Genomic DNA, 13,371 nt, shown 5'->3' with positions numbered 1-13,371 from the left:
CTGATGTCGAGGCGCATATAGCGTGGATAGCCGGCCATGTCAGCCTTTGCCCGGGCTGCAGCAGCGCATAAGCTGACACGATGCGTCCATCCCTTCTCGATCCCCTGTTCTCCCCCGTCACTTCGCTCACCGGCATCGGACCTAAGGTTGCCGTGCTGATCGAAAAGGTCGTTCCTGCCGATCTCGGCGACCGGTCCGCCCGCGTCGGCGACCTCGCTTTCATATTGCCCAACAGCGTCATCGACCGCCGCAACCGACCTGGTATCGCGCTCGCCGCGGAAGGTGCCATCGTCACGCTGGAGGTCTGCATCGACCGCCACCAGCCAGCGCCGCGCGGCAACCGCTCGGCGCCCTACCGCGTCTTTGCGCATGACGACACAGGTGAGATCACGCTGACCTTCTTCCATGCGCATGCCGCCTATCTCGAAAAGGCGATGCCCGAGGGCGAGAAAGTCATCGTCTCGGGCCGCATGGAGTGGTTCAACGGCCGCCCCTCGATGGTTCATCCTGACCACATCGCGCTTGCCAGCGAGGCCGACAAGCTGCCGCTGGTCGAACCTGTCTATCCGCTGACGGCGGGCCTGTCGGCCAAGGTGCTGCGCCGCGCCATCGGCCAGTCGCTCGAACGGGTGCCTGAGATGCCTGAGTGGCTCGACGGCGATGTCATACGCCGGCAGAGTTTTCCCGCTTTCGCGGCGTCGCTGCAACGCGTCCACAATCCTGCTGATCCGATCGACGCCTCGCCCGAAAATGCCGCCTGGCGCCGCCTCGCCTATGACGAGTTGCTTGCCGGCCAGGTGTCGCTCGCCCTCGTCCGCGCCCGCGTGCGCAAGCTGCATGGTCGGCCACTGACTGGCGACGGCCGCCTCGTCAACGCACTCCGCGCGGCACTGCCTTATCAACTGACCGGCTCGCAGCAGGCCGCCCTGGAAGAGATCGATGCCGACCTCGCCAAACCCGAACGCATGCTGCGCCTGCTTCAGGGCGACGTCGGCTCGGGCAAGACGGTGGTCGCACTTCTGGCCATGGCTCGAGCCGTCGAGGCGGGAGGCCAGGCGGCACTGATGGCGCCGACGGAAATCCTTGCCCGCCAGCATCTGGCGACAATCGCGCCCTTGGCCGAACGAGTCGGCATGCGCGTGGCGATCCTGACCGGCCGCGAAAAGGGCCGCGACCGCGCCCAGACGCTGGCGGGGCTCGAAAGCGGCGAGATCGACATCGTAATCGGCACCCACGCCTTGTTCCAGGATACAGTCACCTTCCGCGACATGGCGCTGGCCGTCATCGATGAACAGCACCGCTTCGGCGTGCACCAGCGCCTTGCCATGAACGCCAAGGGCCAGGCGCCCGACATGCTGGTCATGACCGCGACGCCGATCCCACGCACGCTGGTGCTCACCGCCTTCGGCGACATGGATGTGTCGCGCCTGACCGAAAAGCCGGCCGGCCGACAGCCGATCCGCACTGTCACCATGCCGCTCGAGCGCTTGGAGGAACTCGTCGGCCGCATGCGCGACGCCGTCGCCGAAGGCCAGAAGGTCTATTGGATCTGCCCGCTGGTCGAGGAATCCGAAGAGATCAAGCTGATGTCTGCCGAGGATCGTTTCGCCTCGCTGCAGCCGGTCTTCGGCCAACGTATCGGCCTCGTTCATGGCCGGATGAAGGGCGCGGAGAAGGACGAGGCCATGCGCGCCTTCAAGGAGGGCGAAACGCGTGTGCTGATCGCCACCACCGTCATCGAAGTCGGCGTCGACGTGCCCGACGCCACCATCATCGTCATCGAGCACGCCGAGCGCTTCGGCCTCGCCCAGTTGCACCAGCTGCGCGGTCGCGTCGGCCGCGGTTTGAAACCATCTTCCTGCGTGCTGCTCTACAAGGATCCGCTTGGCGAAACCGCCAAGCGCCGGCTGTCGGTCATGCGTGAAACCGAGGACGGCTTCCTCATCGCAGAGGAAGACCTCAAACTGCGCGGCGAAGGCGAGTTGCTGGGCACGCGCCAGTCCGGCACGCCGGGCTTTCAGATCGCGCGCATCGAAGCGCACGCCGACCTCCTGGAAATCGCCCGCGACGACGCGCGCCTGATCCTTGCTCGTGATCCAGAGCTCGTGTCGCCACGCGGGGAAGCGTTGCGCCTGCTGCTTTACGTGTTCGGCAGGGACGAGGCCGTGCGCTTGCTGAGGGCCGGCTGAGGCAGCGCGCCGGCAGGAGGGTTGCCGATGGGCCCTTCGATCGCCTTGCTCTTGGCTGCTGCGCCCGGCGCCGGTTCTGGCACCACAAGGCCAGCCGAGACGATCAGCTTGGCGCCGTCCTCGATGCTCATGTCGAGCAGCACGACCTCGGAGCGATGCACATACATCAGGAATCCCGTGGTCGGATTGGGCGTGCACGGCATGAACACCGCAATCAGCGGGTCGCCTTCCTTGTCGAGCTTGTCATTGATCTCCGTCCGCTTTTCATTGCCGACAAAAACGATCGACCAGACACCCTTGCGCGGATATTCGACCATGCCGACGGTCCGGAACATGTCGCTCTTATTCGACAGCGCGGTCTCGAACAGCTGCTTCAGCGTCTTGTACAGGCCGCGCACCAGCGGGGTCCTGTTCAGGAGCCGCTCGCCGAATCCGACGATGGCGCGTCCGATGAAGTTGGCCGTCAGGAAACCGATCAGCGTGATCATCACCAGGGCGACGATCAGGCCGAAACCCGGCACCCGAATCGACAGATAGGTATCGGGATTGTAGCTCGCCGGAATATACGGCTTTACCCAGGAGTCGGCCCAGCCGATGAACGACCAGACGATATAGATGGTCAGCACCAGCGGCGCGCAGACGATGAAACCGGTGAGGAAATAGTTCCTCAGCCGCGTCATCCCAGAAGTCTTGTGGCCATCCGACATCGTTCACCGCCGCACCGTTTGCAGCGCAACATTAGTCAAGCGCGCGACGCTTTGGAACACAGATCTTGGTAGGGGGTGTCGGCCCTACTCCACTGTCACCGACTTTGCCAGGTTGCGCGGCTGGTCGACGTCGGTGCCCATGAACACGGCCGTGAAATAGGCCAGCATCTGGATCGGCAAGGCATAGATGATCGGCGCGATGAACTCCGGCACGTCGGGCAACACGATGGTCTCGAGTGTCTTCACCGTCGCCTGCGCGGCACCCTTCTGGTCGGTGATCAGGATGATCTTGCCGCCGCGGGCCGCCACTTCCTGCATGTTCGACACGGTCTTTTCAAAGATGCGGTCATGTGGAGCGATGACGATGACAGGCATGTTCTCATCGATCAGTGCGATCGGGCCGTGCTTGAGCTCGCCGGCGGCATAACCCTCGGCATGAATGTAGGAGATTTCCTTGAGCTTGAGCGCGCCTTCCATGGCGAGCGGGAAATTGGTGTCGCGGCCGAGATAGAGCACGTGCTTGTAGGAAGCCAGCTCACGCGAAACCTTCTCTATCTGCTTGTCGAGCTTGAGCACCTGGGCAGCATAGCGCGGCGTCTCCGACAGGCTGCGCACCAGCGCCTTTTCTTCTTCCGCCGTAATCGTCCCGCGTTGCGAGGCGGCCCGTATGGTCAACGCCGCCAGCACCGAAAGTTGGCAGGTGAAGGCCTTGGTCGAGGCAACACCGATCTCGGGGCCGGCAAGCGTCGGCATCACGACGTCGGATTCGCGCGCCATCGTCGATTCGCGTACATTGACGATCGCGCCGATCGGCACGCCTTCCTTACGGCAGTAGCGCAGCGACGCCAGCGTGTCGGCGGTTTCACCCGACTGCGAGACGAAGAACGCAGCACTCTTCTTCGAGATCGGCATCTCGCGGTAGCGGAACTCCGAGGCGACATCGATGTCGACCGGCAGCCGTGCGTGGCGCTCGAACCAGTATTTGCCGACGAGCCCGGCAAGATAGGCCGTACCGCAGGCCGAAACCGCGAGGCGGTCGATGTCGGCGAAGTTGAACGGCAAGTCGAGCGGCTTCGACGTCCCTTGCGTGAAGTCGAGATAGTGCGCCAGCGTGTGCGAGATCACCTCCGGCTGCTCATGGATTTCCTTTTCCATGAAATGGCGGTGATTGCCCTTGTCGACGAGATAGCTTGTGCCGACCGACTGGCGCCGCTGGCGCTCCACCGGCACACGATCCATCGTGTAGATCTGGAATTCGTTGCGGCGCACCACCGCCCAGTCGCCGTCTTCAAGGTAAGTGACCGAGTTGGTGAAGGGCGCAAGCGCAATCGCATCCGAGCCCAAGAACATCTCGCCCTCGCCATGGCCGACAGCCAGCGGTGGCCCATTGCGGGCGCCGACGATCAGGTCCTCGTCGCCCTTGAACATGATGGCGAGCGCGAAGGCGCCGTTGAGGCGCTTCAGCGCCGCATGCGCTGCATCGATAGGCTTGGTGCCACGCGCCAGTTCACGCGCAATCAGATGCGCCACGACCTCCGTGTCGGTCTGCGACGTGAACTCATAGCCATCGGCCATGAGTTCCTGACGCAGCTCGGCAAAATTCTCGATGATGCCATTGTGGACGATCGCCACGCCGTTGGAAAAATGCGGGTGCGCATTGGTCTCGTTCGGCACGCCGTGCGTTGCCCAGCGCGTATGGCCGATGCCGATATTGCCATCCAGCGGCTCGGCCTTGAGCCGGCGCTCGAGATTGACAAGCTTGCCCTCGGCGCGGCGGCGCGCCAGTTCGCCATTCTCAATCGTGGCGACACCGGCGGAATCATAACCGCGGTATTCCAGCCGCTTCAGCGCATCCACGATCAGCGGCGCAACCGGCGTCTGGCCGACGATACCAACGATTCCGCACATGATTTTGCCCCGTCCAATCCCTCAAAACCCTGTCGGCCTTTTAGGCAGCACAGCAGCCAAGCGGAAGTCACATTCCGTTTCGCAACGTATCAGCCGCCCGACCGGGCAAGAAGGACCATCCATGGCACGGCAGGATTGAAATGCCGTTACTTTGCACCCGCCTTTTTCGCAGCGGCGGCAGAGGCGAAGCGTTCGCGCAATTCCTTGCCCTTGCCCGGCAAGGTCTTCTGGCGCGCCCGACCAAAGGCCAGTGCATTCCCGGGCACTTCCTCTGTTATGACGCTGCCCGAGGCGACATAGGCGCCGGCCCCGATGACAATCGGCGCAACCAGCGACGAGTTCGAGCCGATGAATGCGCCCTCGCCGATATCGGTGAAGAATTTCGAGTAGCCGTCATAGTTGCAGGTGATCGTGCCCGCGCCGATGTTGGCGCCGACGCCGACGCGCGCATCGCCGATATAGGTCAGGTGGTTAATCTTGGCGCCCTTCTCGACCGTCGCCTTCTTGACCTCGCAGAAATTGCCGACCTTGGCTTTCTCATGCAGCTCCGCACCCGGGCGCAGCCGGGCATATGGCCCGACCTCGGCACGGGGGCCGACATCGGCGCCTTCGAGATGGCTGAACGCATGGATGACGGCGCCGTCGGCAACCTTCACATCAGGACCGAACCAGACGTTCGGCTCGACCAGCACGTCGGCGCCGATCTCCGTATCATGCGAAAAATAGACGGTTTCGGGCGCAATCAGCGTCGCACCGTCGAGCATGGCCTGCCGGCGGCGGCGCTTTTGCCAGATCGCCTCGGCTTCGGCGAGTTCCGCCCGGTTGTTGATGCCAAGCACGCTTTCGAAGCTCGCCTCGGTGGCAACAACCATGAGACTGGCCTTGTCGGCGATCTCGACGATGTCGGTAAGGTAGAACTCGCCCTTGGCGTTTGAATTGCCGACTTGATCGAGCAGCCTCAGCGCATCCTTGCCCGCAATTGCCATCAGCCCGGCATTGCAGAATCCGATCTTGCGTTCTTCGTCGGTGCAATCCTTGTCCTCGCGAATGGCGACTAGGCGCCCATCCTTCTCCAAAAGGCGGCCATAACCTGCCGGGTTCGGCGGCCGGAAGCCGATGACGACCACGGCAGCCCCCTCGGCAAGCTTCTGACGCGCCAAGGCAAGCGAATCGGCCTCGACCAGCGGCGTGTCGCCGAACATTACCAGAATGTCGTCATGGCCCTTGGCGATCGCCGCCCGTGCCGCCAGCACCGCATGAGCCGTACCCAACCGCTCAGCCTGGACGAATGCATCCGCCTTCGGCGCGAACGCCTCCGCTGCCTTCTTCACCGCGTCGCCGCCATGCCCCACCACCAGCGCGACTGCGTCGGCGCCTGCGCTCTCGGCGGCCCTGGCGACATGCGCCACCATCGGCAGATTGGCAATCTGGTGCAGAACCTTGGGTGTCGCGCTCTTCATCCGAGTGCCCTCGCCGGCGGCAAGGATGATCGACAGGCAGGTTCTCGAGGTCATGGCGTCGTCCGGATTGGCAAGAAGCGGCGGGATTCGCCCGCCTTTCTAGCATTGCTGGCAATCGCCTCCAATGCACAGGCTATCTGGACGTTTTTGGAGCTAGCCGAGCTGGCCGAGCACCGGAAAGCGCTCCAGCAACCAGTAGGATGCGGTCTGCACGCCACCGGTCAGGAACAGCACGCCTGCAACCACCAGAAGCGCACCGATGGCCTTTTCGACCTTGCCGAGATGGACGCGGAACTTCTGCAGGAACCGCATGAAAGCGCCCGAAAACAGCGCCGCGATCAGGAACGGAATGCCAAGGCCGAGCGAATAGACAGCCAGCAGGGCAGCGCCCTCTCCCACCGTCTCGCGGCCGCCGGCCAGCGTCAGGATCGGCCCCAGCACCGGTCCGATGCACGGCGTCCAGCCAAAGGCAAAGGCTAGGCCCATCAGATAGGCGGCGAGATTGCTCGCCGGCTTGCCTTGCGACTGGAAGCGCGCCTCGCGCGAAAACAGCGGAATGCGCAGGATGCCGAGGAAATTGAGGCCCATCAGGATGATCAGCACGCCAGCCGCCATCGCCAGCGGTTCCTGCCAGGTTCGCAACAGCTGCCCGATCGTCGAGGCGCCAGCACCCAGCGCCACGAAGACGGTGGAAAAACCGAGCACGAAGCAGGCCGACGCGGTCAAAAGCGCGCCGCGGGCGCGGGAAACGGTTGCGGCCCCGCCCTCGGCCCGGAAGTCGTCGACCGAAACGCCCGCCATGTAGCAGAGGTAAGGCGGCACCAGCGGCAGCACGCAAGGCGACAGGAACGACAGGGCGCCCGCCCCCAATGCGCTGAGATAACCGACGTCCAATGCCATTCAATGCCGCTCCACAATGTGCAGGGCCGCTATAGCGGCAGCGGCAATCAGGTACCAATCACCATTTTGTGGCAGACGGGCCGGTTGCTTCCGGCCCGGTGCAGTTTTCTTCGGCGTTCCTGCGGCGTGCATTGCCGATAGCCACTCTATTCGGGGTTCGGCGCAAAAGGTGCCGAATCTATTCGCGGCGTGACCAGCCCGGGGCTTGCTCGAAGCCAGCCCTATTCGTGGATCGTGTATTCGCCGAGTTCGCAGAGGTTCTGCTTGTCCTCGGTGGTGTCGAGGTCTGAGCCTTCCTCGAATTCGAAGCGCATGTCGTATTCGCAGACGCTGCGGCCATCGGCGATGGTGATCTGCATGCTTTCGCCTGCGCCCAGCGTGTCGCGGCCGAAGATGTCGTCTTCCCACTGGTCAACGCCAACCGGCGAGGCGTAGAAATTCGTCAGCACCGATTTCGTGCCGTTCTTGAGCGTGAAGACAAGATCTTCTGCCTGTGCGACGGCGGGAATGACGGAAGTTGCGAAAACGGAAGCAACGGCGAGTTTCAAAAGAATACGCATCTATCAAATGTCCAAAACGATAAGCCCGATATTGGGCCCCCGATGTCTAGCAGCGCTGCCGGATGCCAGCAATATCACCAAGAGGTAATATTACGCGCGTGAGGGGTTGCCAGGAAATGCCGAGCGAGTTGAGTTGCAGGGTCGAGAGCCAATTGCCGGTGGCCATTCGACAGCCTGTTTGCAATGATGTTTTTCCGGTTGACCCGCCGGGACACTCTCCCTATGTTCCGCCGCAATTTCGGGGTCGCCATACGCCCCCCGGGAGCGCGTAGCTCAGCCGGTAGAGCAACTGACTTTTAATCAGTAGGTCCAGGGTTCGAATCCCTGCGCGCTCACCACCTTCAAACCCTTACAGATCAAGGTCTTCAGCGTTGTCGGCTTCCGTGAACGGAAACGGAACGAGGGATAAAAGGGAGAAGTGTGGAGAAACTTTTCTCGCACGGCGTTTCCGGCTTGTTCATGCGGAAACGGGTTCAGCGAATGTTGAGTGCTTCTTGTTGAGTACGTCCCGGATGCTAGCCTCGTTGAACGAGGCGCCGAGGAAGTCGAAAAGACCGCGCAGTGCTGACGCGTTACGGGCGTAGTCATCGTAGTGAACGTGGAAGACGTCAGAAGCACCTTCCGACACAAATTCCCGCAACATGACGTCAGCATCGGTGAACTGTTCGGACGCCATGCCCATGCCAGTGCGGGTAGCGCTGGCTATCGTGTTGTCCAAACTTCTCATGTTCACGATGAACGCCGGATGACGAAAAATCGGCGAGCAAAATCGATCGTTCGCCGGAATGCCTCGTGTTCCATGACTGCGTACCGGATTTCCTTGAAACCGATCACGCTTGCGCCACGACAAGGCGAAACATGCCTGCGGCCGCAGGTGGCATTGGCAGTTCGATGCGGAAAAATCCTGTGACGCAGAAAGGTGAGCGCCCAGGGATTCGAACCTTGGATCTGCTGATTCCGTCTCGCCGCCCCAGGAACAATTGTCGTCTCCCGCCGTTATGCCCGTGAAGGAACATCCGCTTTACGAGGAAACGATCATGAACAAATTCATCTCAAGCGTCATGGCAACGGCCATCGCGGCTTCATTTGCGGTGCTGCCTGTGGCCGAGGCGATGGCGGCGCCGGCCTTCGTGCCCAAAGCTCCCCAGGCCGACACGGCTATCCAACAGGTCCAGTATGACGGCTACTGGAAAAAGCGCCGTGTGATGCGCAGCGACAGCGCCAGCCATTTCCGCGCACCGCGCAGCGGTTTCTATCGCGAACGTGGCGACGTGGTGTATTTCAATGGTCATCGCGGTTATCGCGACTACCGACCCGGCTATCGTCGCCACAACAATTTCTGGTTCCCGGCAGGCGCCTTCATAGCGGGTGCGATCATCGGCGGCGCCATCGCCAACCAGCCCCAGCCCCGCTACGTCCAGCCGAGCCGCTACGGCAATGCGCATGTCCAATGGTGTTATGACCGCTACCGGTCCTACCGGGCCTATGACAACACCTTCCAGCCCTATAACGGGCCGCGCCAGCAGTGCTATTCGCCTTACTAGGCACGCTGACGCTCAGGCGCGCTCACTCAGGACCCGCGCTCACGGCGCGGGTCTTTTCGTTTCGACGAGCTGCACGTCCGATTCCGCACAGATCTTGCGGATGCTGGGAATGTCGCAATGGTCGGTGATGAAGGTGTCCATTTGCGACAGATGCGCGATGCGCACCGGTGCGGTGCGCTCGAACTTGGTCTGGTCGGAGACAAGGATGACGTGGCGTGCGTTGGCGATGATTGCCTGCGCCACCTTGACTTCGCGGAAGTCGAAGTCGAGCAAAGCGCCATCATGGTCGATCGCCGAGGCGCCGATCACCGCATAATCGACCTTAAACTGGCGGATGAAGTCGACCGCCGCCTCGCCGACGATGCCACCGTCCGAGCCGCGCACCACACCACCGGCGATCACCACCTCCATGTCAGGGTAGACCCGCATCCTGTTGGCGACGTTGATGTTGTTGGTGATGACCATCAGCCCCTTATGGTCGAGCAGCGCCTTGCCGACGGCCTCCGTGGTGGTGCCGATATTGACGAACAAAGAGGCGTTGTCGGGAATGATGCGCGCCGCCGCCTGGCCGATCGCGTCCTTCTCGTCGGCGGCAATCTTGCGCCGCGCCTCATATTCGAGGTTCTCGATGCCAGAGGGGAATAGCGCCCCGCCATGGATGCGGCTCAACAGCCGCTGGTCGCAGAGATCGTTGAGATCCTTGCGGATCGTCTGCGGCGTCACCTGGAAATGGCTCGCCAGGTCGTCGACCAGCACGCGTCCGTTGTCCTTGGCCAGTTGGATGATCTCGGACTGGCGCGGCGACAGATACATGATGAGCGTTCCCTGAATTTCGTTTTGAGCAACGATAGGCCAGAACGAAAGCAGTGAAAAGGCACTTCGAAAGTCACATCGAAGCCGCATTGGTCGAATAGCCGGCCTCCCCGGGATGTGGAACAAATGCGGTTTCGGCCTTGAAATCCGCGCAGCGATCGATTACCAACCTGCCACCCAGGCCGGGCCCCTCTGGCAGTCACCATGGCTGCGATGTCGGACTGGAGTTTCCAATCCGGCGGCCTGGCTCAAGATGCATTCACCACTCAGCACGTCCTGATTCTTGCTCGACCGGAGCCATCCCGGTGCGGCAGATCATGTCTGCAAGCCACGCCGCCCTTGCTGAAAGCAAAGGGTGCCATATGACAGAATTCTTTACCCCCGAGGCCCTGACCGCCCTCTTCCAGGTCATCATGATCGATCTGGTTCTGGCCGGTGACAATGCCATCGTCATCGGCCTCGCCGCCGCGGGCCTGCCCAAGGACCAGCGCGCCAAGGCGATCTTGGTCGGTATCATCGCCGCAACGGTGCTCCGTATTGGCTTTGCCGCTGCAACGACCCAGCTTCTCCAGATCGTCGGCCTGCTGCTCGCCGGTGGCGTGCTGCTTCTGTGGGTGTGCTGGAAGATGTGGCGTGAACTCCGCCACAGCCATGCCGAGGAAACCCAGGCCGTCGAAGCCTTGTCCGACCAGGATATCGACAAGGACGGCAAGGTCGCGGGTACCGCGCCGCGCAAGACCTTTGCCCAGGCCGCCTGGCAGATCCTCATCGCCGACGTCTCGATGTCTCTCGACAATGTGCTGGCCGTCGCCGGTGCCGCGCGCGACCATCCCAACGTTCTGATCTTCGGCCTGGTGCTGTCGATCGCGCTGATGGGCGTTGCCGCGAGCTTCATCGCCAACCTGCTGCAGAAGCACCGCTGGATCGCCTATGTCGGCCTGGTCATCATCCTCTATGTCGCCGGCGAGATGATCTATCGCGGCACGATCGAGGTGCTGCCTTACATCCAGGGCGCCTGACACATTGCCTGAACAATGAAGCCAGCCGGAACGTCCTGTTCCGGCTGGTCTTTGCTACGATTGACGCCTATCCCGCAGCCCGTGCGATCTCGACGATCACCTCGAAAGCCGTGTCGACATCGGCTTCCGTCGCCTCGAACTGCCAGGCCTGGAAGCGGATTACGGCGCGCCCGTCGAGCCGCGTCTGCGTCAGATAAATGCGTCCGTCGCGATTGATCGCCTCGACCAGCGCCAGATTGTGGTCGTCGAGATCGTCAACGCCCGGCGGCGCATGACGGAACGAAAACAGCGACAGCATAGGCTCGCTGGTGATCTCGAAATCGACCTCACGACCCAGCCGCTGCGCCAGCCCCTCGCTCCATCTGACATGATTGCGGATCATCCCGCGCAAGCCATCCAGCCCATGCGCACGCAGCAGAAACCACAATTTCAGCGCCCGGAAGCGTCGGCCGAGCGGCACCGACCATTCCGAATAATTGGTGATCCCGTCGCGGCCATGCGTCTTCAGGAACTCCGGCCGGATCGCCAGCGTGCGTACGAGGCTTTCGGGGTCGCGGATGAACTGGATCGAACAGTCGAACTGCGCCCCCAGCCACTTATGCGGATTGAAGACAATGGAATCCACGCCCTCGACACCTGCCCAGAAATGGCGGAACTCCGGGCAGATCATCGCCGAGCCAGCCCAGGCGGCGTCGACATGAACGTAGAGGCCGTGGCGCCTGGCCACCCCCACGACCGCCGCCACGTCGTCAGTGCCGCCCACGCTGGTGCCGCCGACACAGGCAATGATGCCAGCCGGCAGCAGGCCATTGTTGCGGTCCTCGACGATTGCCGCATCCAGTCCCTCGGGCGACAAGGCACGAAAGCGCCCCTCGCTCGGAATGCGCACCAGATTGTCATCGCCAATGCCTGATATCCAGATGGCGCGATCGATCGACGTGTGCACGTGCTCCGAGCAGTAGACGCGGATCCGGGGCGCAGCCGACAGGCCCGACTTGTTGCCCTGCCAGTCGAGTGCGCGTTCGCGCATCGTCAGCACGGCGGCAAGCGTCGCCGACGAGGCCGAATCCTGGATCACACCGGCAAAGCTTTTAGGCAGACCGAGGGCCTGGCGCATCCAGTCGACGACGCGGGTCTCGAGTTCGGTCGCCGCCGGCGAGGTCTGCCACAGCATGCATTGCGCCGCCATTGCGCTCACCAGATACTCCGCCACCACAGACACCGGTGCCGCATTGGCCGGAAAATAGGCGAAAAAGCGCGGATGCTGCCAATGCGTCATGCCCGGCACGATCTTGGCCTCGAAGTCGGCGAAGATCTCGTCCATCGGCTCGGCGGCCTCAGGCGGGCTGGCGGCAATCGTGTTCAGCACCTGGCCCGGCTCGAGGCGCGGTCGCACCGGCAGGTCGCGCAGGCCGTCACGATAGTCGGCGCCCCATTCGGCGGCCTTCTGCGACCAATGGCGAAACGCCTCGCTATGCATGGCAATTCTCCCTCCCCATCAGCCTCAGGACCGGCCAGGCATTCGATTATTCGATGAAATCGGGCAAGCTCTGGAACGCGGCCTTCAAGGCATCCGACCAGCCTTCGGACACACTCCGGTAATAGGGATCGTCGGGGCCGATGCGCCTCTTCAGCCCGATCTTGAAACTGTCCTTCTCGTAGAACGCCAGATCGAGCGGCAGGCCGACCGACAGGTTCGATTTCAGCGTCGAATCGAACGACACCATCAAAAGCTTCACCGTTTCAGCAAAGCTCATTGCGCGGTCATAGGCGCGCACGATGATCGGCTTGCCATATTTGGTCTCGCCGATCTGGAAGAACGGCGTGTCGTCGCTGCATTCGACGAAATTGCCTTCGGGATAGATCATGAACAGTCGGGGTTCGCTGCCTTTGACCTGGCCGCCGAGAATGAAGGAGGCGTTGAAGGCAGCATCCGCTGTCTGGCCGGCCGGGGCCGATTGGGCGATCACTTCCTTGACCGTGTCGCCGACGATGCGTGCGATCTGGAACATCGAAGGCGCTTCGAGCAGCGTCGGCGCCCGCTCGGCGGCAGCCTTGGTGCGCTCGTCGAGCAGGCTGACCACGGCCTGCGTGGTGGCCAGATTACCGGCCGACATCAAGACGACCGCGCGCTCGCCCGGTTGCTCCCAGATGCGCATCTTGCGAAAGGTAGAGATATTGTCGACCCCGGCATTGGTCCGCGTGTCCGACATGAACACCAGGCCACGGTCAATTTTCATGCCGACGCAATAGGTCATCGATTCCAGTTCC

General features: G+C 62.4%; 12 protein-coding genes and 1 tRNA gene. 4 read left to right on the top strand and 9 right to left on the bottom strand.

What is annotated here, in order from left to right:
* Window positions 1–80: 80 nt before the first annotated feature.
* Window positions 81–2,189, top strand: coding sequence for an ATP-dependent DNA helicase RecG (gene recG / locus Amn_RS13940; protein ID WP_286288259.1), 2,109 nt, complete (start codon window positions 81–83; stop codon window positions 2,187–2,189).
* On the opposite strand, the gene Amn_RS13935 is transcribed toward recG, so the two are convergent.
* The 5 genes from Amn_RS13935 to Amn_RS13915 all read right to left on the bottom strand — a co-directional run bounded on the left by Amn_RS13935 (window position 2,141) and on the right by Amn_RS13915 (window position 7,724).
* Window positions 2,141–2,896, bottom strand: coding sequence for a DUF502 domain-containing protein (locus tag Amn_RS13935; RefSeq protein ID WP_067962205.1), 756 nt, complete (start codon window positions 2,894–2,896; stop codon window positions 2,141–2,143). The genes recG and Amn_RS13935 overlap by 49 nt on opposite strands.
* A gap of 84 nt (window positions 2,897–2,980) precedes the next feature.
* Window positions 2,981–4,804, bottom strand: a complete 1,824-nt coding sequence (glmS, locus tag Amn_RS13930; protein WP_263007202.1) for a glutamine--fructose-6-phosphate transaminase (isomerizing) — start codon at window positions 4,802–4,804, stop codon at window positions 2,981–2,983.
* Window positions 4,805–4,950: 146 nt separating this feature from the next.
* Window positions 4,951–6,318, bottom strand: a complete 1,368-nt coding sequence (gene glmU / locus Amn_RS13925) for a bifunctional UDP-N-acetylglucosamine diphosphorylase/glucosamine-1-phosphate N-acetyltransferase GlmU (RefSeq protein ID WP_286288249.1) — start codon at window positions 6,316–6,318, stop codon at window positions 4,951–4,953.
* A 99-nt stretch (window positions 6,319–6,417) separates the two neighbouring features.
* Window positions 6,418–7,164: a cytochrome c biogenesis CcdA family protein gene (locus Amn_RS13920; protein ID WP_067962212.1), complete on the bottom strand. Its 747-nt coding sequence runs from the start codon at window positions 7,162–7,164 to the stop codon at window positions 6,418–6,420.
* A gap of 221 nt (window positions 7,165–7,385) precedes the next feature.
* The gene (locus Amn_RS13915) at window positions 7,386–7,724 is read right to left on the bottom strand and encodes a hypothetical protein (protein ID WP_067962214.1); all 339 of its coding nucleotides are present in this window, start codon (window positions 7,722–7,724) and stop codon (window positions 7,386–7,388) included.
* Between the two features lie 262 nt (window positions 7,725–7,986).
* Here Amn_RS13915 and Amn_RS13910 point away from each other — a divergent pair.
* Window positions 7,987–8,062: transfer RNA gene (locus Amn_RS13910), tRNA-Lys, on the top strand.
* A gap of 119 nt (window positions 8,063–8,181) precedes the next feature.
* Here the strand turns inward: Amn_RS13910 and Amn_RS13905 are convergent.
* Window positions 8,182–8,574 (bottom strand): hypothetical protein, encoded by a 393-nt coding sequence (locus Amn_RS13905; protein ID WP_154387039.1) that lies wholly within the window; start codon window positions 8,572–8,574, stop codon window positions 8,182–8,184.
* Window positions 8,575–8,761: 187 nt separating this feature from the next.
* Here Amn_RS13905 and Amn_RS13900 point away from each other — a divergent pair, with 187 nt between their 5' ends.
* The gene (locus Amn_RS13900; protein ID WP_067966576.1) at window positions 8,762–9,268 is read left to right on the top strand and encodes a BA14K family protein; all 507 of its coding nucleotides are present in this window, start codon (window positions 8,762–8,764) and stop codon (window positions 9,266–9,268) included.
* A 39-nt stretch (window positions 9,269–9,307) separates the two neighbouring features.
* On the opposite strand, the gene Amn_RS13895 is transcribed toward Amn_RS13900, so the two are convergent.
* Window positions 9,308–10,081, bottom strand: coding sequence for a DeoR/GlpR family DNA-binding transcription regulator (locus tag Amn_RS13895; RefSeq protein ID WP_067962218.1), 774 nt, complete (start codon window positions 10,079–10,081; stop codon window positions 9,308–9,310).
* 362 nt (window positions 10,082–10,443) lie between these two features.
* Here Amn_RS13895 and Amn_RS13890 point away from each other — a divergent pair, with 362 nt between their 5' ends.
* Window positions 10,444–11,100 (top strand): TerC family protein, encoded by a 657-nt coding sequence (locus Amn_RS13890; protein WP_067962220.1) that lies wholly within the window; start codon window positions 10,444–10,446, stop codon window positions 11,098–11,100.
* A gap of 67 nt (window positions 11,101–11,167) precedes the next feature.
* Here the strand turns inward: Amn_RS13890 and Amn_RS13885 are convergent, their stop codons facing one another.
* Window positions 11,168–12,580 (bottom strand): pyridoxal phosphate-dependent decarboxylase family protein, encoded by a 1,413-nt coding sequence (locus tag Amn_RS13885; protein ID WP_286288239.1) that lies wholly within the window; start codon window positions 12,578–12,580, stop codon window positions 11,168–11,170.
* Window positions 12,581–12,626: 46 nt separating this feature from the next.
* A complete protein-coding gene (locus tag Amn_RS13880) occupies window positions 12,627–13,358 on the bottom strand; it encodes a proteasome-type protease (RefSeq protein ID WP_067962223.1) in 732 nt (243 codons plus the stop codon).
* Between the last annotated feature and the right edge of the window lie 13 nt (window positions 13,359–13,371).

This window comes from Aminobacter sp. Y103A (assembly GCF_030294925.1).
GTDB classification, from domain to species: Bacteria; Pseudomonadota; Alphaproteobacteria; order Rhizobiales; family Rhizobiaceae; genus Aminobacter; species Aminobacter ciceronei.
Note: the sequence above shows the minus strand (reverse complement) of the source record. Positions and strands in the feature narration are given on the sequence as shown.